The organism is Polynucleobacter sp. AM-25C3, from assembly GCF_018882335.1.
Classification (GTDB): Bacteria; Pseudomonadota; Gammaproteobacteria; order Burkholderiales; family Burkholderiaceae; genus Polynucleobacter.
The window spans coordinates 1-21,261 of the sequence record NZ_JACVOS010000012.1 but is presented as its reverse complement, the minus strand read 5'-3'; the positions used below and the strand labels follow the sequence as shown (position 1 = coordinate 21,261).

At 46.6% G+C, this 21,261-nt stretch carries 27 protein-coding genes; 13 read left to right on the top strand and 14 right to left on the bottom strand.

Annotated elements, in window-relative coordinates:
* Window position 1 precedes the first annotated feature (1 nt).
* The 4 genes from ICN12_RS08640 to ICN12_RS08625 form a co-directional block, all read right to left on the bottom strand.
* Window positions 2–514: an energy transducer TonB gene (locus ICN12_RS08640; RefSeq protein WP_216272102.1), complete on the bottom strand. Its 513-nt coding sequence runs from the start codon at window positions 512–514 to the stop codon at window positions 2–4.
* Between the two features lie 200 nt (window positions 515–714).
* Window positions 715–1,905, bottom strand: coding sequence for a methyltransferase (locus ICN12_RS08635; RefSeq protein ID WP_216272101.1), 1,191 nt, complete (start codon window positions 1,903–1,905; stop codon window positions 715–717).
* 3 nt (window positions 1,906–1,908) lie between these two features.
* Window positions 1,909–2,460, bottom strand: a complete 552-nt coding sequence (locus tag ICN12_RS08630) for a carboxymuconolactone decarboxylase family protein (protein WP_216272100.1) — start codon at window positions 2,458–2,460, stop codon at window positions 1,909–1,911.
* 9 nt (window positions 2,461–2,469) lie between these two features.
* Window positions 2,470–3,468, bottom strand: a complete 999-nt coding sequence (locus tag ICN12_RS08625; protein ID WP_216272099.1) for a tripartite tricarboxylate transporter substrate binding protein — start codon at window positions 3,466–3,468, stop codon at window positions 2,470–2,472.
* A gap of 89 nt (window positions 3,469–3,557) precedes the next feature.
* Between ICN12_RS08625 and ICN12_RS08620 the strand changes: the two genes are divergently transcribed.
* Window positions 3,558–4,325: a sulfurtransferase gene (locus ICN12_RS08620; RefSeq protein WP_216272098.1), complete on the top strand. Its 768-nt coding sequence runs from the start codon at window positions 3,558–3,560 to the stop codon at window positions 4,323–4,325.
* Between the two features lie 13 nt (window positions 4,326–4,338).
* On the opposite strand, the gene ICN12_RS08615 is transcribed toward ICN12_RS08620, so the two are convergent.
* Complete coding sequence (locus ICN12_RS08615) at window positions 4,339–4,641, bottom strand: antibiotic biosynthesis monooxygenase family protein (protein ID WP_216272097.1); 303 nt, start codon at window positions 4,639–4,641, stop codon at window positions 4,339–4,341.
* A 73-nt stretch (window positions 4,642–4,714) separates the two neighbouring features.
* Here ICN12_RS08615 and ICN12_RS08610 point away from each other — a divergent pair, with 73 nt between their 5' ends.
* Genes ICN12_RS08610 through ICN12_RS08595 form a run of 4 tightly spaced genes read left to right on the top strand, consistent with a single transcriptional unit; the run spans window position 4,715 to window position 7,726 of the window.
* Complete coding sequence (locus ICN12_RS08610; RefSeq protein WP_216272096.1) at window positions 4,715–5,689, top strand: D-2-hydroxyacid dehydrogenase family protein; 975 nt, start codon at window positions 4,715–4,717, stop codon at window positions 5,687–5,689.
* A gap of 5 nt (window positions 5,690–5,694) precedes the next feature.
* Window positions 5,695–6,234, top strand: coding sequence for a chromate transporter (locus ICN12_RS08605; RefSeq protein ID WP_216272095.1), 540 nt, complete (start codon window positions 5,695–5,697; stop codon window positions 6,232–6,234).
* Entirely contained in the window at window positions 6,231–6,752 is a 522-nt protein-coding gene (locus ICN12_RS08600) for a chromate transporter (protein WP_216272094.1), read from the top strand. Before ICN12_RS08605 ends, ICN12_RS08600 begins: the two co-directional genes overlap by 4 nt.
* Window positions 6,749–7,726 (top strand): Bug family tripartite tricarboxylate transporter substrate binding protein, encoded by a 978-nt coding sequence (locus ICN12_RS08595; RefSeq protein WP_370625004.1) that lies wholly within the window; start codon window positions 6,749–6,751, stop codon window positions 7,724–7,726. Before ICN12_RS08600 ends, ICN12_RS08595 begins: the two co-directional genes overlap by 4 nt.
* Before the next feature lie 15 nt (window positions 7,727–7,741).
* On the opposite strand, the gene crcB is transcribed toward ICN12_RS08595, so the two are convergent.
* The 4 genes from crcB to ICN12_RS08575 are packed head-to-tail and all read right to left on the bottom strand — an operon-like array spanning window position 7,742 to window position 9,268.
* The gene (crcB, locus tag ICN12_RS08590; RefSeq protein ID WP_216272093.1) at window positions 7,742–8,119 is read right to left on the bottom strand and encodes a fluoride efflux transporter CrcB; all 378 of its coding nucleotides are present in this window, start codon (window positions 8,117–8,119) and stop codon (window positions 7,742–7,744) included.
* Window positions 8,120–8,129: 10 nt separating this feature from the next.
* Complete coding sequence (gene ygiD, locus ICN12_RS08585; RefSeq protein ID WP_216272092.1) at window positions 8,130–8,909, bottom strand: 4,5-DOPA-extradiol-dioxygenase; 780 nt, start codon at window positions 8,907–8,909, stop codon at window positions 8,130–8,132.
* A gap of 9 nt (window positions 8,910–8,918) precedes the next feature.
* Window positions 8,919–9,056 (bottom strand): hypothetical protein, encoded by a 138-nt coding sequence (locus ICN12_RS08580; RefSeq protein ID WP_169711246.1) that lies wholly within the window; start codon window positions 9,054–9,056, stop codon window positions 8,919–8,921.
* A gap of 44 nt (window positions 9,057–9,100) precedes the next feature.
* Entirely contained in the window at window positions 9,101–9,268 is a 168-nt protein-coding gene (locus ICN12_RS08575) for a hypothetical protein (protein WP_216272091.1), read from the bottom strand.
* A 29-nt stretch (window positions 9,269–9,297) separates the two neighbouring features.
* On the opposite strand from ICN12_RS08575, the gene ICN12_RS08570 reads away from it, so the two are divergent.
* Both ICN12_RS08570 and ICN12_RS08565 read left to right on the top strand, forming a co-directional pair.
* Window positions 9,298–9,960: a site-2 protease family protein gene (locus tag ICN12_RS08570; protein WP_216272090.1), complete on the top strand. Its 663-nt coding sequence runs from the start codon at window positions 9,298–9,300 to the stop codon at window positions 9,958–9,960.
* 92 nt (window positions 9,961–10,052) lie between these two features.
* Window positions 10,053–10,502: a c-type cytochrome gene (locus ICN12_RS08565; protein WP_216272089.1), complete on the top strand. Its 450-nt coding sequence runs from the start codon at window positions 10,053–10,055 to the stop codon at window positions 10,500–10,502.
* Here ICN12_RS08565 and ICN12_RS08560 read toward each other — a convergent pair whose 3' ends face one another.
* Together ICN12_RS08560 and ICN12_RS08555 are read right to left on the bottom strand one after the other, a co-directional pair.
* Window positions 10,503–11,183: a cytochrome b/b6 domain-containing protein gene (locus ICN12_RS08560; RefSeq protein ID WP_216272088.1), complete on the bottom strand. Its 681-nt coding sequence runs from the start codon at window positions 11,181–11,183 to the stop codon at window positions 10,503–10,505.
* A gap of 38 nt (window positions 11,184–11,221) precedes the next feature.
* Window positions 11,222–12,163, bottom strand: a complete 942-nt coding sequence (locus tag ICN12_RS08555) for a 3-hydroxyacyl-CoA dehydrogenase family protein (RefSeq protein ID WP_216272087.1) — start codon at window positions 12,161–12,163, stop codon at window positions 11,222–11,224.
* An 85-nt stretch (window positions 12,164–12,248) separates the two neighbouring features.
* Between ICN12_RS08555 and ICN12_RS08550 the strand changes: the two genes are divergently transcribed.
* The 4 genes from ICN12_RS08550 to ICN12_RS08535 all read left to right on the top strand — a co-directional run bounded on the left by ICN12_RS08550 (window position 12,249) and on the right by ICN12_RS08535 (window position 17,205).
* Window positions 12,249–13,178, top strand: coding sequence for a 2-hydroxyacid dehydrogenase (locus ICN12_RS08550; RefSeq protein ID WP_216272086.1), 930 nt, complete (start codon window positions 12,249–12,251; stop codon window positions 13,176–13,178).
* A 12-nt stretch (window positions 13,179–13,190) separates the two neighbouring features.
* A complete protein-coding gene (locus tag ICN12_RS08545) occupies window positions 13,191–14,117 on the top strand; it encodes a dihydrodipicolinate synthase family protein (RefSeq protein WP_216272085.1) in 927 nt (308 codons plus the stop codon).
* Between the two features lie 28 nt (window positions 14,118–14,145).
* Window positions 14,146–15,096, top strand: coding sequence for a TAXI family TRAP transporter solute-binding subunit (locus ICN12_RS08540; RefSeq protein WP_216272084.1), 951 nt, complete (start codon window positions 14,146–14,148; stop codon window positions 15,094–15,096).
* A gap of 96 nt (window positions 15,097–15,192) precedes the next feature.
* Window positions 15,193–17,205, top strand: a complete 2,013-nt coding sequence (locus ICN12_RS08535) for a TRAP transporter permease (protein ID WP_216272083.1) — start codon at window positions 15,193–15,195, stop codon at window positions 17,203–17,205.
* Between the two features lie 95 nt (window positions 17,206–17,300).
* Here the strand turns inward: ICN12_RS08535 and ICN12_RS08530 are convergent, their stop codons facing one another.
* The gene (locus tag ICN12_RS08530) at window positions 17,301–18,434 is read right to left on the bottom strand and encodes a mandelate racemase/muconate lactonizing enzyme family protein (RefSeq protein WP_216272082.1); all 1,134 of its coding nucleotides are present in this window, start codon (window positions 18,432–18,434) and stop codon (window positions 17,301–17,303) included.
* 118 nt (window positions 18,435–18,552) lie between these two features.
* Here ICN12_RS08530 and ICN12_RS08525 point away from each other — a divergent pair, with 118 nt between their 5' ends.
* A complete protein-coding gene (locus ICN12_RS08525; RefSeq protein WP_216272081.1) occupies window positions 18,553–19,479 on the top strand; it encodes a 3-hydroxyacyl-CoA dehydrogenase NAD-binding domain-containing protein in 927 nt (308 codons plus the stop codon).
* Between the two features lie 155 nt (window positions 19,480–19,634).
* Here ICN12_RS08525 and ICN12_RS08520 read toward each other — a convergent pair whose 3' ends face one another.
* On the bottom strand, window positions 19,635–19,784 hold the full coding sequence (locus ICN12_RS08520; RefSeq protein WP_216272080.1) for a hypothetical protein: 150 nt from the start codon (window positions 19,782–19,784) through the stop codon (window positions 19,635–19,637).
* Window positions 19,785–19,796: 12 nt separating this feature from the next.
* Between ICN12_RS08520 and ICN12_RS08515 the strand changes: the two genes are divergently transcribed.
* Entirely contained in the window at window positions 19,797–21,014 is a 1,218-nt protein-coding gene (locus ICN12_RS08515) for a M23 family metallopeptidase (protein WP_216272079.1), read from the top strand.
* A gap of 66 nt (window positions 21,015–21,080) precedes the next feature.
* Here ICN12_RS08515 and ICN12_RS08510 read toward each other — a convergent pair.
* On the bottom strand, window positions 21,081–21,261 hold a 181-nt coding region (locus tag ICN12_RS08510; protein WP_216272078.1), incomplete at its 5' end, for an integrase core domain-containing protein.

Here is a 21,261-nt window from a genome sequence, read left to right as displayed (position 1 = left end):
ATCAAGCCTCCAACCTAAAGTGAATGGGGAGAAGGTAGCAGTGAGATAGGGATTGATCCTCGATCTCTAGCGCGGAAAATTTCCAAGTTCTTACTGTTTCCAAAGCTGATCTATCTAATTTCTCATAGCCGGAACTATTCACCATGGAGACTATTTCAACAGTGCCAAGGCGATTAATACACAAGCTAAGCTTGACAGCGCCTTGCTCTCCAAGTCGCTTGCTGGCAAGGGGGTATGGAGGCTTTGGATTGGAATGGATATTTCTTTCACTCAAATTTGGTAGGGATCTTGGCAGGGATAGATCGATGCCGGTACTCCCAGGCGCTCTTGCCGGGGAAGGATCATGGCTAATACCGATCCTGGCAGTTTGAATGAAATCAGATTTTTGATCAGAATTTATTGAATTATGTACTGAGGCATTTCTCACAATAGCAATACTTAAAATATCAGCAGGAAATTTGCTGGATGAAATTGATTGTTCGTTAAAGGAGCTAAATAGAACGAATAAATGCATACCAAGCACTAGGGAAATAATCCACCTAGATTGGATGGGAATTAACTTAAAAATTTTTAGCAAACTCAACTCTTAATTACTGAAACTTTATGAAAATATTGTCAGTAATTTTAGGGTTAGTAACTTGCATTAACAACCCTTTAGGCTAAGGGGCTGCATTTATTAGGGATATCTATATCCTGGAAAAATTATCAAAAGTTCTAAATTACTTTTAATCGCCAAAGTGAAGTGACTTCAATTGCTCTTGCAAAATACAGTAAATCAGAATCATCAAATGCTTTAGGATGTTTGGGCTTGGTATCAATACGGCCTAAAACAATCAAACCTGCATCCTCAATCCACGAGAGCAACTCTTGTCGAGTTCTCAGCTCGAGATGTTCGGCTAAATCAGACAGAATTAACCACCCCTCTCCCTGAGGTAATAGGTGATCTTTCAATCCAGCTAAAAATCCTTTGAGCATTTGGCTATCAGGATCATAGACAGCGTGCTCTAAGGTTGAGCTAGGTCTTGCTGGTACCCAAGGTGGATTACATAGGATCAGCGAAGCCTTTCCTTTTGGAAATAAATTGGCCTTCACAATCTCTATTTGCGAGCCTAGCTTCAAAAACGCAATATTTTCTTTAGCGCAAGCGAGGGCACGGTCATCTTGATCGGTGGCAACAATGTTTTGTACATCACGCATTGCCAAAATAATAGAGAGCACCCCAGTGCCAACGCCAATATCAAATGCAATAGATTCCGCATCCAACGCTTTGGGTAATGGTGCATTGCATACCAGCTCAATATATTCACCACGAACAGGTGAGAAAACACCGTAATGCGGATGAACAAAAATGGGTTCCCCATCGCCATCAGCCAGAATAGGTAATCCATTCTTGCGCCATTCATGCGCACTAATCACACCTAATAGCTCTCGCAATGAAATGACATAGGGCTCGCTAACGCTGCCATAGGCTTCTAGGCAGGCCTGAGTGACGTCTGGTGCGCGACGTAATGAAATCGTGTGATCAGTATTGCATTGGATCAACAGCATGCCCAGTATTCTTGCTCGTTGAGATTGAATGAGGCGATGCCGATTGAAAATATCTTTTGCGGTTTTCTTGACGGCAGTATCAACCGATTTATCAACCCTCTTTCCTGCGCGCTTGGATTTTTTCGAAGGCTTATCTATCCTACGAACCAAAGCCTGCAATAGTTGTCGAGCATTCTGAAAATCACCCTTCCAAAGGATTGCTGTACCTTCACATGCCAAATGATAGGCATCGTCAGCCGTCATCGCGTCATCTGCAGGCACCACTTTTTTGTGTGGCACTATGCCATTCTCAGAATGCCAGAGTGCCGTATGCGGATGGCTATTCTCTTCCCAATGAATGACGCTATCTTGGCTCATGGCTTATTCAGGAGGATGCTCCTCAGGGTTCACATCTAAGGCAATTAAAAAGCGAGAGACCATGTTGTACGCTGCCACAACCGTCACCAGCTCTACCGTGTCTGTATTGCCGAGGGTAGCCTGCAAACGTTTCATCAAAGCGCTATCCACCTGAATATTGCGCGTCATCTGGAGAGTCAACTCTACCGCATCATTTTCAAGAGAAGAGAAAGGGGCTTTGGGGAAACTGGGTTGGCCAATTAAACGAAGTGCTTTAACCTGCTCCTCAGTACCACCCGCCTTGATAAACGGAGGGGTATGATGAAAGAATTCATATTCAGCGCCATTAAGAACGGCCACACCACACATCGCTAGCTCGCGTAACTTGGGATCTAAAGAAAGATTGTTACGAATCTCTCCAATGAAGTGATTCCAACCCTTGGCAATCGGGGTGCTATGCAAAAGCATGCGGTCTAAATTAATAAACTGACCTCCCCGTCGCTGGCGGATCGCAGCCACAAGGACGGCCGGTTCAGCCAAATCCATTGGCTGATAAGGAATTAAACGTTCAGTCATATAGATTCCTTACTGCGTCTCTTTGATGTTGTTTTCGATAACAAACTTACCCCAAATTCCAATTTGCTTACCAATAAACTCTTGAGCAGCTTCAGGGGTACCCCCAACAATTTGAATGCCTTGTGCCTTGAACTTTTCAGCAACTGCTGAGGTTTTCAACGCTTTATTCAACGCCTTGTTCATCGCATCGACCACTGCCGGAGGTGTTTTACCGGGAGCCAATACCGCCCACCAAGCTGGCGCACTAAAGCCCGGGAACCCACTCTCAGAAATCGTTGGTACATTTGGCAAGGATGGGGATCTTTTGGCCGTGGTAATCACCAGTGGAATCACGCCGCCGCTATCAACATGGGGTTTTACTAAAAACTCTGAGCCTATTGCCAACTCAACTTGACTACCCAAGGCATCTTGCATCATAGGACCACCACCACGATAAGGAACGTGATTCCAATCAAAACCCGCTTGTTTTGCGAGACGGGCCATTGCTAAGTGTCCTAAGCTTCCGACTCCGATAGAGCCGTAACTAAATTGCTTGCCTGTTTTAGAAAGATCGACCAACTGCTTAAAGCTAGTGATGCCTGATTTCTTACTCGCAACCAAGACCATCGGTGATGTACCAATCAGAATGACAGGGGCGATGTCTTTAATGGTGTCGTAGGGAAGCTTATCTTTAAGGGAAGGATTCACGCCATGGGTATCAAATACCACCGCAAAGGTATAGCCATCTGGATCAGATCTTGTCATGGCCGCAGTACCAATCACTCCAGAGGCGCCGCCCACGTTCTCCACAATCACGTTTTGCTTTAATTCCGACTGCAAAGCCGGGGCCAATACACGGGCAACCTGATCAACGGAGCCTCCCGGTGGGAAAACAGCAATAAGGCGGATTGGTTTTTGGGTAGGCCAAGCGCCTACTCCGGCGGTTTGGGCAATGGCAATAGAGCTAGCCACCATCAAAAATACGCTGAATAACAGGGCTTTTTTAGCCTTTTTTAATAAAATCAGCATTGCATGTCTCCTTCAGGTAAGACTGCAAGATTACCACCGCTCTGCGCAGCCTGTTTGATAATGGTGCGCGTAGCCAAGAGAGATTAAAGATGAAGCCAATATTGAACATAGCCGCCTATTTATTTGTCAGTCTAGACAATCTGGCAGAGTTGCGCGACAAAATGTTGGGAGAATGCAATGCCCGTCATCTCAAGGGGACTATTTTGCTGACTGGTGAAGGCATCAATATGTTCTTAGCTGGGAGCGGGCCTGAGTTGCGTGGATTTTTAGATTGGTTGCGAGAAGACCCCCGCTTCAAATCTCTCGAGTCTAAAGATAGCTGGTCAGAAACCCAGCCCTTTAAGAAGATGCTCATCAAACTAAAGAATGAAATCATTCGCATGAATCACCCCACCATTCGTCCAGAAGAGGGTCGCGCGAATTTCATTGCGCCGAAGAAATTACAAGAGTGGCTTGATCGTGGCACAGATGATCTAGGACGCCCTGTAGTGATGGTCGACACACGCAATGCTTTCGAAGTGGAGTATGGCACCTTCGAGAATGCACTGCATTTTAATATCGAGAAATTTACACAATTTCCGGAAGCAATTTCGGCCAAAAAAGAAGAGTTAGCAGATAAAACCTTGGTGAGCTTTTGCACCGGCGGGATACGCTGTGAAAAATCTGGTCTGTATATGCGCGAGATTGGCATGGGGCATAGTTACCAACTGGAAGGTGGCATCCTCAAGTACTTTGAGGAGGTCGGATCGGCTCACTACACGGGCACTTGCTTTGTCTTTGATGAACGAGAGGCTTTGGAGCCCAACCTAGATTCCATCCCAGTAGAGCGCTCCATCCGTAAAAAACTGAAGGCTTAGAAAGCCAACACCATTAATCCGACTTACCCACCAAAGTCATATGCTCAACAAAAGGGGGCTTTACAAAAAATGGGCCAACAATCGCACGCCACTCAGCAAAGGCTTCTGACCCCCTAAAATCCAAGGTATGATTTTCTAAGGTATCCCAGTAAATTAAGAGCAAATACCGCGCTGGACTTTCGATACTGCGGTTGACCTTAAAGCCTCGAAAGCCTTTCGCTTTAGCAATTACCGTATTTACGCCGTGCAAAATAGCTTCTTCAAACTGAGCACCCTTAGTTGGGTCAATTTCAATATCACAATGCTCCAAAATCATGGGAATTTCCTTTGTCAAAATGGCTTAGGGATCGATAGTAAACTCAAACAGAATAATAAATAAGAAAAGAGACATGACCAATTTACCTAACATTGTCATCCTAGGGGATTACGAACGCGCCCTGCGTCGCTTCTCAAACTGGGATAAGCTCGACCAGAGTGCAAACCTCACAATTCATCATGAGCCCTTGCGAGATGAGGCGCTATATGAGGCCGTAAAAGACGCTGATGCGATTGCTATCGTGCGCGATCGATCACCCTTTAATGAGGCCATGATCGCAAGACTCCCAAAGCTCAAGTTCCTCATGTTTACCGGTAAACGGAATGGCACACTTGAGGCCACCTCTTTGGCCTCCAGAAACATTCCCATGGCATGTACGCCCGGTGGCCCATCAACAGAGACCACCGCCGAGTTAACCTGGGCCTTAATCTTAGGCGCCTCTAAACACCTGATTGAGCAGAACAAGTTAATTTCTACTGGTGGCTGGCGCGATGAACTATCTCTACTACCAATGCTTTCTGGCCAACGGCTTGGTGTGATGGGCTTAGGTGCAATCGGTAGTCGAGTAGCGAGAGTTGGCCATGCGTTTGGCATGGAAGTCGTGACCTGGAGTCCCCGCATGACACCGGAACGTGCTGCTGCTGAAAATGCAACATCCGTTAGCCTAGATGAATTACTGAGTACATCAAAAGTAATCACGATGCATCTGGTAGCCGGCCCTGGCACTAAGGGCATCATTAGCGCCGATCAACTTGCCTTAATGCGCCCGGATTCCATTTTGGTAAATACTTCGCGTTCAGCATTAATCAATATGCCCGATTTAGGTGCCGCGCTTAAAAAGGGTTGTCCCGCGCAAGCCGCAGTAGATGTCTTTGACATCGAACCGCTGCCAAAGGATGATCCACTTCGCTATACACCCAACCTACTAGTGACACCTCATCTCGGGTTTATTGCAGAGCCTATTTTTGAAACCTTCTCGCAAGGCATCACTCAAACGCTAGAAGCATGGCTCGATCAAAAGCCAATTCCCCATCCATTCGAACCTTAATTCACTTGAAGACACTTACCCCCGCAGAATTATTTATCAGCTTCAGCAAAATCGGGATGTCTGGTTTTGGCGGGGTTTTACCTTGGGCGCGCCGGACTCTGGTTGAGCGAGATAAAGTATTAAGCTCTGAAGACTTCAGCGCCATTCTTGGAATATGTCAAATTGTTCCGGGTCCCAACATTGTTAATCTGGCAGTTTGTATTGGCTCCCGCTTTGCCGGTGCAAAGGGCGCATTAGCAGCCGTACTTGGCTTAACGCTTGGACCCATTTGCATTGTGATGCTGCTAGCCCTTCTCTATACACATTTCAGCTATCTGGAATCCGTCCAAGGCATTCTGCGGGGTATTTCTGCTGTTGGGGTGGGCTTAATTGCCTCCACTGGAATCAAAATGTTGCGTGATGAGTTGCGCTTTCCTGCGATGTTACTAGTGGTAGCTGTAACTGTAATTGCCGCCAGTTATTACCAGCTCGGTCTTGGCTGGGTGGTTCTCATTGCTTCTCCGCTTGCGTGGATCTTGGCACAAAAAAAGGCGCGCAAACTATGAGCGTGTTAATCAGTCTCTTTTTAAAGCTTTCCGCCTTTTCTCTGATTGCATTCGGAGGAGTGAATGCGCTACTTCCCAGCCTATTGGATCTGTCTGTAAATCAAGAGCATTGGATTGACTTACAAACTTTTGCAGATTACTTTGCCATCGCACAAGCTGCGCCCGGCCCAAACTTCATGACAGTCACTCTCATCGGCTGGCATGTTCATGGTGTCTTAGGAGCCCTAGTTGCAACCATTGCAATTGCTTGGCCATCGTCCATTTTGGTTTACCACTTGCAACGCCTGATATTGGGCATGAACGATGCTCACAAAAAGAAGTCCATTCAATATGCTGCAGCAGCTCTTGCAATCGGCTTAGTACTCTCGTCTGCATGGCAGATTGCTTTGCAAATTAATCATAGCTACGCAGCATATGCACTTACGCTATTCACCATTGGAATAGCTGTATTGACTCGCTGGCATCCTTTATATTTAATCGCACTAGGCGCAACCCTAGGAATCATGGGAGTGATATGACAATGATGAAACTTTTAAAGATATCTGCACTCTGTGCGGCATTGCTAACTGTTGCTACGCCACAAGCCCAAACCAATTACCCCAATAAACCCATTACTGTGGTTGTGCCTTATGGCGCAGGCGGGAGTGCAGATTCTCGTAGTAGGCAGTTGGCCCAGAAAATGAGTGTGATCCTGAAGCAACCCTTTGTCATTGACAACAAACCGGGTGCCGGCGGAAATATTGGCACTGAGTTTGTAGCAAGATCCACGCCAGATGGCTACACGATTGGTATGGGCAACTTTGCTCCCATGGCGGTTAATAAAACGCTATTTGGCAACCTGCGCTACGATCCTGAAACCGATCTAATCCCAATTATCTTGATAGAAAAAGGACCCCTAGTTTTAGTGGTTAATCCAAATTCGCCATACAAGACTATTCAAGATATTGTTACTGCAGCCAAAGCAAAACCGGGCACCCTGACCTTCTCATCAGGAGGCATTGGTGGCAGCCATCAACTCTCAGCAGAACTCTTTATGCAAAATGCCGGCATTCAAATGATTCATGTGCCCTACAAGAGTGGATCTGCAGGCTTGACAGACTTGATGGGTGGTAATGTCGACATGATGTTTGACCAAATGTATTCGGCAGTGCCCAGCATCAGAGCAGACAAGCTACGCCCGATCGCCATCACAAGTAAAAAGAGATCGCCCCTCTTTCCAAATGTGCCTAGCTTTGCAGAGCTTGGATATCCTAAAGTTGAAGTGCTTAATTGGCAGGGATTCATTGCGCCTGCCGGCACACCGAAACCCATTATTGATACATTAAATAAAGCTGCTAATGAAGCGCTTAAAGATCCACAACTGAGAGAACTCATGCTCTCCCAAGGAAATGAAATTGGTGGCGGTACCCCCGCAGACTTTGCAGCCTTAATTAAATCTGAAGCTGCTAAATGGAGTGCCGTAGTGAGGGCCGGAAATATCAAGCCCGAATAAGTCTTACTGCAAGACTTACTTCAGCGCTTGGTAAGTCAAAATACCCAAGAAAGTAAGACACAGTGAGCCAACTAAATGCAAGAGCGCGGTACCGAGCGCCCAAGTGACTTCACCGCGCTGCATAAAGCCTACGACTTCAGCAGAAAAACTAGAAAAAGTTGTGAGTCCGCCTAAGAAGCCGGTAATCACAAATAACTTCCATTCAGGAGAAAGGCCGGGGTTGTTGCCAAAAAAAGCTACGGCGATACCGATCATGTATCCACCCACCATATTGGAGATAAAGGTTCCCAGTGGTAGCGTTGAGGAAATACTGACCGTCGCCAGATTAAATCCCGCTCTCAGCAATGCGCCTAAACCAGCTCCACAGAAAATTGCAAGAATAGATGGCCACATATTTTGATATTTATTGAATTGAAAAAGTGAGCATGCCAATGGAACCCATTTCTACTCCATCCACTAGCACTTTAGACTCTTCCCCATGCTCTTGCTGGGCGAGCACATACAAGGCAGGCCAATAATGTTCAGGGGTCGGAATAGACAAATGAGCAGAGTCGCCAAATTGCTCCCAATGAATCAAGGTCTCATGATGATTTGCTTTCATCTCCGAAACAAAAAAATCATTGAACTCTTTGGCCCAAGGATACGGTGTCGCACCCTCTTCCCAATGAATGGTACGCAAATTGTGCACAACGTTGCCGCTAGCCAGAATCAAAATATTTTCATCCCGCAAAGGGCGTAATTTTTTGGCTAGCTCATAGTGCTCGCTTGCAGAAAGGGAGCCGTCCAAACTGAGCTGCACTACAGGAATATCAGCATTGGGGTAGAGGTATTTGAGAACAGACCAAGCACCATGATCAATGCCCCATTCATTCTCTTCAAGCACAACAGGAACATCCAAGAGCTCTTTTACTCGATCCGCAAGCGCAGGACTTCCTGGTGCTGGATACTGAATATCAAACAAAGCCTGCGGAAATCCGCCAAAGTCATGAATGGTTTTGGGTTTAGGCATTGCAGTAACCCAAACTCCCCGAGTTACCCAATGGGCCGAGATAACCAAGATGGCATCTGGGCGCTTAAGGGATTTACCAAGAGTGGCCCAAGCGGCTGTATAGCGATTGGGCTCAATGGCGTACATCGGACTGCCATGGCCAGCAAATACTGCAGGTTGGCGATGGCTAGTCATTAATGCAAATTAACCGAATACGTAACCAGTATGAGCTGCAACCAATGCAAACAAAATAGCCAGGCTAGTAGCGGCTGCCAACATCACGATCAAAGTAATGATCTTTTTGTTGATTTCGTCTTTTGACTCTTTATGCCATTCGTTCATGCTAAATCCTCATTAAACACATTAATTGATAGCGCAATTATCCACTATCGGCCGCGGCCAGCCTTGCGCATCATGGCTTTTCCGCCTCCAAAGCCTGCCTGAGGCCTACCGCCAGGACCAGATGGGCCTTTTGGGGCTGGTGGACGGGCTGCTGGCTTAGCCAGCGCGGACTTAGCTGGGGTTTTTGATTCAGGTTTTTTATCATCAGTCATTTTTTTACTCCTATGGATATCATATTGCCATGATTACTGACTATTCTATCCAAGCCGTCGCGATTAATGCGATTCCTTTGATTTTTGCCATCACCATCCATGAAGCTGCCCATGGCTATGCAGCGCGTCAATTTGGTGACAATACCGCCTATATGCTCGGCAGAGTAAGCCTCAACCCCCTTAAACATATAGATCCAGTGGGGACGATTCTGATCCCTCTGCTACTCATTTTGTCGGGATCCCCTTTTTTAGTAGGCTATGCCAAACCCGTACCAGTCAACCTTGGACGCCTCAGAAACCCCCGCATTGACTCTATTTGGGTAGCCTTGGCTGGGCCTGGATCTAATTTCATCCAAGCCTTAATTTGGCTCATCCTACTAATAGTTCTCGTTGGCCTTGGAGTGAATGAAAAGTTCTTAATCTCTATGTCTCAGGCGGGAATTACCTGGAATCTAGGTCTCTTGGTATTTAACCTCTTTCCACTCCCTCCGCTAGATGGCGGTCGCATACTAGCCGGCTTGTTGCCAGCCCGCCAGTCCATCGCACTCGGAAAGCTAGAGCCTTGGGGATTTTTTATTGTCTTGGGCCTCGTATTTACTGGCATTATTGGCAGCCTTTGGATGACTCCATTGATGGCCTTTTTTGAGTGGTTGATTCTGCTGCTGACCAGCCCCTTAAGAATGATTTTCTAAACAAATTCCCGTCGGCAAAAAAAGTAGTTCGAGAGTATGCTGAGCAAACATAGCGTCACCCCCCTAATCTATTGAAATTATTGGAGCTCCTTATGAAACTCAAACATCTTGTTTTGGCTACCCTTGCACCAACCTTATTGGTTAGTGGGATTGCCTATGCGCAATTTAAAAAGCCAGAAGACGCAATTAAATATCGCCAGAGCGCATTCACAGTAATGGCTAACTCTTTTGGCAAAATTAGCGCAGTCGTAAAAGGTGAAGCTCCATACAACAAGGATGATGTCGCTAAAAATGCGGCAGTTGTTGCAATGATTTCTACCTTGCCATGGCAAGCCTTTGGCACAGGCACTGAAGGTGGGAATGCGCTACCAGAGGTATGGTCTGATAACGCCAAATTCAAATCTGCTTCCGAGAAAATGCAGCTCGCTGTTGCAAACCTCAATACTGCCGCGCAGTCAGGAGATCAAGAAGCAATTAAAAAGGCTTTTGGTGCAGCCGGTGCTACCTGTAAAGGTTGCCATGATGACTTCAAGAAAAAATAACTACTTAGTAATGAAGTAACCCAGAATCACCGCAATCAGGCTAAGCAGAAATAAAGCAAAGCCGCGTTGCAGACCTCCATCTTTGGAGGCATGACCCAAGTCAGATGGTAAATACTTTGCCTCCTCGCTTGGGTCAATTTCTTTATCGCCTAGCAGCATTGGCTTGACTAAATTCTCACCCTTGAACTTTTGGTAATACAAGATCGCGCATAAATGGAGCGCAATTAGAATAATCAGAACCTTTTCATTGAAATAGTGAATAGAGGTCAAGAGCTCCACAGTGCTATTCGAAACATATTTTGCAAAGGGGCCCTCAAACATGATGTCGTCATTTGCAAAAAGGCCCGTCACCGCTTGAAGACCGACCGAAAAAAGTAGCCCAACCACCGATAGGGCGCCCAAGGGATTGTGGCCAAGACCTGCCTTGGTTTTTCCAGATAGGTAGGCGAGCAAGCCTTTAGGACTGGGGACAAAATTCACGAAGCGTGCGTGGTGAGATCCAATGACACCCCAACATATTCTGAAAACAATTAAAGTCAGAACACAGTAACCTACCCGTGCATGCCACTCCATTGCATTGCCACCAATATTGACAGTAATAAAGCTAGCAACAATGCAGATCACCAAGAGCCAGTGAAACAAGCGAATTGGCAGATCCCAAATACGAATAATTTTTTTCATGCCCTCAGGATAAAACATCGGGCGCTCTGACCCCAGATTTATTTAATCTCTGGAATATCTTTTTGGATAATCTTCAGCCCTGCACGCAGGGCATCCTGATAGCGTTCACGCTCCGCCTTCATCGTCTCCGCAGTCCAAGAATAAAAACCTTCGCCTGTTTTCATGCCCAACTTGCCACTAGCAATCCGATCACTTAAGCATTTCGCAATATCGGGGGAATTATTGAGGGTGGGATAAATCGTCGCACCCCCAGCACCATGCACATCTAGCCCAGCATGATCTCTTTGCATGGCAGGTCCAGCCGCAATGTAGCGAAAGCCAAAACCAAAACGCACGGCCTTATCAATATCTTCCAAACTAGCAATGCCCGCATCGACCATAGCAAAAGCTTCGCGCGATAGAGCATGTTGCAAACGATTAGCCAAAAAACCCGGTAAATCTTTTTTCACGGTCACTGGCACCATGCCACAAGCAGTCATTAGTCGAGAAAGGCTTTCACCAACCATAGGGGAAGTCTTCGCACCGTAGACCACTTCTACACAAGGCACTAAATGCGCCGGCATGAAAAAATGTAGGCCGATCATACGGGCAGGTGTTTTCAGACCACGCGCAATATCACTAATCGGAAAGCTGGTGCTGTTACTGGCCAGGACCGCTTCAGGTTTTGCGTATTGCTCCAGCTTGGCAAACAATTCTTGTTTAATGTCTAAGCGCTCAGGTACGCACTCAATTACCAGATCTACTTCCGGCCAATCCACCTCCTCTAATGAACCGGCGGTAGTCAGTAAATGTAGGCGATTTTCATAACCTAGGTCGATCATGGTGCTGGCAAAGTAATCTGGCAAGAGTGCGCGGCGCTCTGTCGTAAGTTCAAGCACCTGCACTGCGCAACCTCCACGTGCACAAACAGCTGCTACATCAGCGCCCATAGTGCCGCCACCAACGATCACCACTTTTGTTTCGGCAGGGGTAAATAACATTTTTAACTTCTCCTTCGGTGGCAAGATAAGGATTACAAATCCTCTTACAATGATTTCATTATTCCAATAAAAAAGTAAGTGAGACATGATCCCAGTCAATTCGGTACTGCAGGTCGGCCAATTTCCTGAGGTAATGCAAACGGTCATTGACCAGCGCATTACTCCAGTTCGCCTTGCCGACCTCAACACCAATCTACCGCCCGGTTCTTACGAGAGTATTTTGATTCGCTCAAATACCCAACTACCCATCCAATTACTTGAGAAGCTCCCCATGGTGAAGATGGTCGCAACTTGTGGCGTAGGTTACGACAACCTCCCATTGGACTACCTCAAGGCCAAGGGGATCAAGGCCAGTAATACTCCAGGCGTTCTCAATGACGCAGTTTGTGAACTAGCAATTGGTATGCTATTTGGTTTATTGCGTCGCATTCCGCAGGCGCACGAATTTGTTAAAAGTTCAGCTTGGTCCAAGGGTTTGTTTACAGTCACCACGACTCTCGCTGGCAAACAAGTCGGTATCGCAGGAATGGGTCGCATTGGCCAAGATCTTGCTAAGCGCCTAGAACCTTTCAAAGTCAAAATTGCCTATACCGGGCCCGCGCGTAAGGATGTTCCTTACGACTATTACCCCGATATCAAGGCATTGGCAAAGGAATGTGACATTCTTTTTCTTGCCTGCCCCGCCAGCCCAGAGACAGACAAGATGATCAACGCTGAAGTATTGGATGCTTTAGGACCCAAGGGCTATCTCATTAATATTGCCCGCGGTAGCGTAGTAGATGAAGCGGCACTTTTAGTTGCGCTGCAACAAAAAAAGATCGCTGGTGCGGCACTCGATGTATTTGAAAATGAACCAAATCCGAACGCCGATTTCTTAAATATTGATAATGTCTTATTAACACCGCATATTGGAAGCGCAACTTCGGAAACGCGTCAATTGATGACAAACTTAGCAATAGATAATTTAGAAGCTTTTTACAATCAACAGTCACTTCTGACCGAAATTAAAAATTAAACCGGAGCAAGCATGACCATTTCCCTACACCCGTCCACACTGCCAGCAGTGCTCTCACCGGTATTAACTCCATTTAAAGAAGATGGCAGCCCAGATGCTCAAAAATTACTAAAGCAATGTCAGTGGCTCGAAGCCAATGGTGTTGGCCAAGCCATCTTCGGAACAAACTCAGAAGCAAACTCGATGTCTGCCCCGCAAAAAATGGGGACGCTCACGTCCTTGATTGAAGGCGGCTTAAACCCAGCACACATGATGCCTGGCACGGGTGCTACGTCGATTGATGCCACTGTTAATATGACGCGCCATGCGGTTCAACATCAATGTGCTGGCGTGTTGATGCTTCCGCCCTTCTATTACAAAGACGTCACAGATGATGGCCTCTTTGCCTACTTCTCAGAAGTGATTCAAAAGGTGGGTGACGCAGCATTGCAAGTTTATATTTACAACATTCCACCCGTTACCAAAATTAACCTGAGTCTTTCATTGCTAGAGCGCCTTGCTAAAGAATATCCAAAGACTGTTGTTGGTATGAAGGATAGCTCTGGAGATTGGTCATATACGGAATCTGTCATTAAATTATTGGCGCCATCTGGTTTTCGCGTTTACGCTGGTAGCGAAGTGTTCTTAATGCGGGCCTTACGTGCAGGCGGAGTTGGTTGTATCTCAGCAACTGCTAACGTAAACCCTAGGGCTATCGCTGAATTAGCCGCCCATTGGAGGGAATCTGACGCAGATCAACGCCAAGAATCCTTAGATCAAGTACGCTCAATTTTTGCTCAATATCAAATGATTGCCGGTATGAAAACTGCAGTTGCGCATTACAGTAAAGATTCTGAGTGGCTACGAGTACGCCCACCACTCATGCAACTGAGCGCAGACCAGCAAGCGAAATTGCTGAGCGAATTAGAAAAAATGAATTTCAGCATGCCAGGTCTTTAATTAAACAAACGCATAACAGGAGACAAAAATGAAGCTAATTAAAGTTATTGCCGTATCACTCACTATGCTGTTCGGTGCCGCACAAGCACAAAACATTTCCATCGCAACCGGCGGTACTGGTGGCGTTTACTACCCAATGGGTGGTGGACTTGCCTCAGTACTCTCTAGCAAAGTACCCGGAATGTCAGCTACTGCCGAAGTGACTGGGGGCTCAGTAGATAACCTCAACCTCATCGGCACAGGCAAGCCCTACGTTGGCTTCTCTATGGCCGACGCAGCTAAAGATGCTAAAGATGGTGAGGGCAAATTCGCGAACAAGAAAGTGGATTTACGCACACTCTTGGTTCTGTATCCAAACCTCATGCACGTGGTCACAGTGGACTCTACTGGCATTAAGTCCATGAAGGATCTCAAGGGTAAACGTGTGAGTACTGGCGCCCCAGGTAGCGCAACTGAAGTAATGGCTTTTCGCTTGCTTGAGGCTGCAGGGCTTGATAAAGACAAAGACGTGAAGCGTGAGCGCCTAAGCGTAGCGGAATCTGTTAACGCCGTTAAAGATCGCAAAATCGACGCCTTCTTCTGGGTTGGCGGTTTACCAACTGCGGCTGTAACTGATCTTGCTAATAGTCCTGGCATGAAAATTGTGATGGTGGATAACTCTGCAGAAGTAGCTGCCATGAATAAGAAGTATGGCAACCTGTATTTTGCTGCCGACATCCCAAAGGAAACTTACAGTGGCATGGGCAAAGACAACAAAGTGGCTGGTGTAGCCAACATCCTTGTAGTGAACGCCAATATGCCTGACGATGAAGCTTACAAGATTGTGAAGGCAGTATTTGACAATAAGTTGGAGTTAGTTCGCACCCACAAGGAATATATCAACGTAACTCTTGAGAATCAAAAACAAAACTCCACACCAATCGCATACCATCCAGGCGCGCTAAAGTATTTCAAAGAAAAAAATATCAAAGTAAATTAATGGCTATATCGGGAGTGCCCTTAAAGCACTCCTGAGTTTTTTAGCAGCTCCGAATTTGTAATAATAAAAAAGTGGTATATAAAAATAGGTAGAGACATGACGCAAGCTGTAATTGATAATGAAACACAAGAAAAATTAGACGCCTTCATTAAGCAAGAAGAAGGTGACTCCAATGACTACAAAGGTCTCTTGGCTAAGTTCATCACCTTGGTTGCCGTTGGCATGTCCTTGTTTCATTTGTATGCCGCTTACTCAATTGTCCCCACCCAGCAACTGCGTGTTATCCACGTAGCCTTAGTACTATTTTTGGTTTTCCTTAGCTTTCCGATTGCAGCCCGATTTAAGAACCGCCTCATGTGGTGGGATATTTTATTTGCCGTGGGGTCACTAGCTGTTGCCTATTACATTTTAAGTAGTGGGGACGACCTATTTGATCGCAATACCGCACCGAACTCAACCGATGTCATGGTTGGCGTCTTTCTCATCGCCATCATTCTGGAGAGCGTACGAAGAACCAATGGCATGGTCTTAGTTGTCGTTACCTCCCTGTTTTTGCTATACGCCTTATTTGGCAACTACCTGCCAGCCCCATGGACACACAAGGGCTATGACCTTGACCGTCTAGTCGGCTATATGTATATGACGCTTGAGGGTATTTACGGTACTGCGGTGGATGTATCTGCCACCCTAATTATTCTCTTCACTATCTTTGGCGCCTTCCTGCAGTTCACTGGTGCAGGTAAATTCTTTATTGATTTCTCTTTTGCCGCTATGGGTGGCAAATCCTCCGGTGTTGGTAGGACGATTGTTCTTTCATCATTCTTACTCGGTGGCCCATCAGGCTCTGGCGTAGCTACCACCGTCACTGTTGGCTCGGTAGCCGCCCCCATGCTCGATAAAGTAGGTTACGAGAAAAATGCAGCGGGTGGTTTGTTGGCAGCGGGTGGACTAGGGGCAATCATCTCCCCTCCCGTTCTTGGCGCAGCTGCATTCTTGATTGCGGACTTCCTTAAAATCTCTTACCTAGATGTGTTGCTGATGGCAACCATTCCAACCATTCTGTTTTATCTTGGTCTATTAGTCATGGTAGAAATTGATGTTCGCAAATACGGCATGAAGAACATCCACTTCCAAGCGGCGGAATCTGCTTGGAAGTTAACCAAAAAATATTGGTTCCACTTTTTCTCATTGATTTCAATTGTGGTCTTCATGATGTTTGGTTTTTCACCAGTCATGTCAGTATTCTGGGCAACGGTTGTTTCGGCACTTTCAAGCATGTTGCGTCGTGATACCGCCATCATTCCCTGGGAGTGGTTCCAAGGTAAAGAGAAGATTTTCTCTGGCCTATATAACTCGAACCTCACTAAAGCACTGGCATCTGGTTCTACTGGTGTTCTGGCGATTGCCGTCACCTGCGCTGGCGCTGGATTGATTGTTGGCACCGTTACCCTCACTGGCTTAGGTCTGAAGTTCAGCTCCATCGTCATTCAATATGCGGGTGGCTCACTCTTGCTCACCGCGATTTTTACTGGCTTGGTAGTCTGGGTAGTAGGCCTTGCCGTGCCAGTCACAGCCTCTTATATTATTTGCGCCGTGATCGCCGCGCCTGCGCTGATCAATTTAGGTGTTCCAGAATTTGCAGCGCACATGTTCATCTTTTATTACGCCGTGCTATCTGAGGTCTCGCCCCCAACAGCGCTCTCACCGTTTGCGGCTGCAGCGATTTGCAAAGGTAATCCCTACAAGACTACTTTGCAGACTTGGAAGTACGTTGCCCCCGCTATCTTGGTGCCATTCATGTTCGTACTCGATAAGTCGGGCGTAAGCTTATTGCTTATGGGCTCCACTACCGCCCTAGAGCAAGCTGACTGGTCACAGATAGCCTGGGTTTCATTTACGGCAGTAGTTGGCATCATCTGCTTGGCTGGGGGGCTCCAAGGTTGGTTCATTGAAAAGACTAAAACCTTTGAACGCATCATCATGGTGATCGCAGGTGTAGCGCTTGCTTACCCCTCAACCGAGGCAGACATTATTGGGTTCGTTGGATTTGGCTTGGTGCTGATCACACAATCGATTACCCACTTCAAACTCAATCCACGATCGAGCTGAGATTTTTCAATAACTGAAGACTGGGGCCGGTTCTAATCCTCATAAAAAATCCCGCATCATGTGAGGGATTTTTTATTACTGATGAATGAATTAAATTAGACAATCTTTGTCCATGCTGCTTTACCAGCATATTTCTTAATCGCCGCCTCATCAAACTCAAAACCCAAGCCTGGCGTTTGATGCAAAATCAAATCGCCATTCTTAAAGGTAAGCTGCTTATTAATTAGTCTACGGAAGTTCAAGACCTGATCATCCAGGAAGAATTCAACAAAACGAGCATTCGGCGTTGCAGCCACCAAAGGCGCATGCAAGTCATGCATCCAGTGCGGGCAAACAATCACGCCTTTTAAATCCGCGTAAGCAGAAATACGCCGCCACTCAGTAATACCCCCACACACTGCTGCATCCGATTGCAAGATAGCAGCACCGCCCGCATCAATTAACTCCCTAAAACGCCAGCGCCCCGCTTCCATTTCACCGGTCGCCACATTGATCTTGGTCTGGCGAGCCAGAGCCGCATGCAGATCAATGGCATCCGGAGAAAAAGGTTCCTCAATCCAGTATGGGTTGTAAGCTTCAAAGCGACGAATGTACTCTAGGGCAGTGGGTAGATCGCGCCAAGCATTGTTGGCATCGAGCGTCAGCAGAACATCCTCGCCTACGGCCTTACGAGCCGCTTTAACCCGCGCCTCTTCTTCTCTTGGAGAAAGACGTCCTACTTTCATTTTGACGGCTTTAAAACCCTGTTTAACGTAAGACTCCATCTCCTTACCCAACTTGGCAGGCGTTTTTCCGTCTAGGTAGTAGCCACCGCTGGCATAGGCTGGAACGCGGTCGTCCACCACCGAACCTAAATAATGGTGAAGGGGCAACTTTGCGGCATGGGCATTTAAATCCCAGAGCGCCGTATCCAAGATGGAGATGCCACGCATGACAGCGCCAGCACGTCCCTGCAGAATGGATTCGTTATACATCTCCATCCACAAGCCTTCGCTGCGATGGCTATTTTGACCAATCAGTTTTGGGGCTAGCAATTGCTCTACCGCAATCTTGGCAATATCGCCGCCCGCGCTGCCAACATAACAAAAACCAATACCCTCATTGCCATCCTTGCCACGTACCTTGACTAAGCAATAGTGCCGCTCTGAAACCGTTCGCGTGGAAAAGGATGTGACCTTATCCAGGGGCACCGCTACTGCAGCAACTGATACTGACTCAATGATGGGCATGAGAACTCCTGTATTCAAAAAATTATTGTAGCCATAATTCGCATTATCTGACGGCTCCTAAATAAGGAATAATGAGTCCATCATCAATATGCTTCATCTACGATTATTTGAGGGCGCTATGAGTAAAGTCGTTGTCATTGGTACAGGCACCATGGGGGTGGGTATTGCCGCCGGCTTCTTGGCTTTTGGCGCTCAAACGATTTTGCTAGGTAGAGATCTCAAGAAGGCGCAGGGCAGCCTTTCTAAGGTAGAAGCATGCGCTAATTCTATTAATGCTGCGTGGCGAGACGGCGGAACTCCCCTACTTGCCGGAACGATAGCGGATTGGTCGGATTGGCAGAATACTGATCTCGTTATTGAAACCATCTCTGAACGTCTAGACCTCAAACAAGCACTCTTTAGCGAGCTTGATCAGCGTATTCCACCCACCATTCCCATTGGTAGTAATAGCTCGGGTTTTCCGATCAGTGATATTGCTCAAGGATTAGCCACAAGTAATCGGATGTTGAATACCCACTACTTTATGCCTGCGCACATCGTTCCCTTAGTGGAAGTGGTCTTAGGTGAAAATTCTGATGCTCAGATAGCTGAGCAGATTTGCGCGCTTTATCGCGCCCATGGTAAAAAACCCGTATTAGTGAAGCGCGATATTCCAGGATTTTTAGCCAACCGAATTCAGCATGCATTAATGCGTGAAGCACTTTCTTTAGTGCAAGAAGGTATTGCCTCGCCAGATGACGTAGATACTGCGGTGCGCTATAGCTTTGGCTTTCGCTACGCCGCAGTTGGCCCCATGACTCAAAAAGAAATCTCCGGCTGGGAAGGTATGGCATTGGCAGCAGAAGTCATTTACCCATCTCTCTCTAACATTAGCGCACCACCTCCCTGCGTCATGGATCTTGTAAATGCCGGAAAAACAGGAATGGCTAAAGGGGCAGGTTTCAGAGAGTGGTCACCCGAAGAGGCGGCCCAGATGAAGCAAGTCTATGAGACACGACTCAAGGCGGCCTTTGAAGTGCTAAAAATAGCACCTGAATTGAATTAAATTCACATTATTGCGGTACGGCACGCCCCAAAAAATCCAGATCCTTGATAACAATATTGGATAATTGGCCTGTGAAGAAAAATGTCTGTGTGCAGCCCCTCTTTTTTAAAGGGGCAATCAAAATAATTGGATTTGCGCTAGTTGGCCTCATTCAACTACCAGGGGTAGAGCTCATCCCCAGTGCACTCGCACAAACTGCGAGCCAAAATAGCAAAACCAGTAAAGCGCCACAGATCAAACAAAAGACTGCCATACAAAGCAGCAAACAATCTGGCATCAAGCTCAGGGAAAATTCGCTCAACCAACCCTCCAAAAGCATGAGCCTAAATCCCGAGCTATTTAAACGAATTGAGGGTGAATACAGCGCCGCAGGTGGAAGCAACTTAGATTACCGCGTTCAACGAGGCTGCCTACGTCGTAGCTATAACGAAGAGAGTCTTCCATCCAATCTAGGCCTGGAAGATCGCAACTTTAATGATTTTTTTAGATCCCAAACCAAAGGCTTTTTTGATCGGATGCGGGGCAATTGCATTCCTTACGCTCTTGCTCTTGGAAGTCGTAATCGATTCGAATCACTCAGCATCATGAATGGCCCCTTGCAAGATGCTAAGACCGAGATCTGGACCTTTACTCCATCAGCGGCTGGCAGTTTTTTGATTCAGCAAGACTACTTAAAAGAGGAATCCAAACGATTTACAGAAATTGAATTGCCCCTAAGTGATGTGCTCTACGATCCTAAAAAAGTAGGGGATAAATTACCCGTCGAACTAGTTTGGGAATTGAATTCTGTCATTAAACAAATTTACCCGGAAGAAAGTAACGCCCTCGAAAATACGAACAGTATTGTTCGCCTCATTGTGGACTTTGGCGACAAAGAGCATTGGGCGCAAATTTGGGCTGCAGAAATTATTGATCCCACATCAAAAGAGGTATTTTCTAGCGCATTCTGGATCGAGCGCAACGATATTCCTGGCGCCTTTTATACCGCCAGCGGAGAATCTATTGAGCGCACCTTCTGGACTAACCCCCTTAGCTATCGACGCATATCACGAGGTGTTGGTAGTGTGCGAGCCTCAATGAAGAAAGTTGCACCAGCAAAAAATGGAGTCGCAACTGCAGCAGCTCCCAAGCAGCGATATCGCACTCATATGGGCATCGATTATTCGGCACCAATCGGAACCCCAATCTTTAGCGTAGCCACTGGCAAGGTAGTTCATCTGGGTTATAGCGGCGCCTTTGGTAATCTCATCATCCTTGAGCATCCAGGCAATTACCGGACCTACTATGCGCATTTGAGTAATTACAACGTAGAGCTAGAAGTGGGCAATGAAGTACGTCGTGGTCTTGAGATTGGTTATGTTGGATCAACCGGCAGATCAACGGGCCCTCACCTGCATTTTGAATTAAGGAAGGATGGAGTCTATGTAGACCCTTATGCTCCCACTACCCAATTAGATCTGTGGAATATGCGTGAAAGCGATAGCGGGCTATTGACTAGAGAAATTTTATTGTTGGGTACACCGCTCAAGAATTAAGCCCTTACCTGATATCAATTGACTCGTCCTAATATAGGTTGACAGTTAAAAATCTATTTTATGATCCTAAAACGCCTGGTGCACCGCATCAGGCGTTTTGTATTTTAAGCTTAGATGCGACCTCTTTTGGTTGTAGATACGGATCGACTCTTTCACCATTTGTTTAGCCTGCTTTAGGTCATACGGTTTATTTAACAAAAATTCTGTTTTCAATATGCCATTCACCCGCTCTGCAAGCGCATTTTGA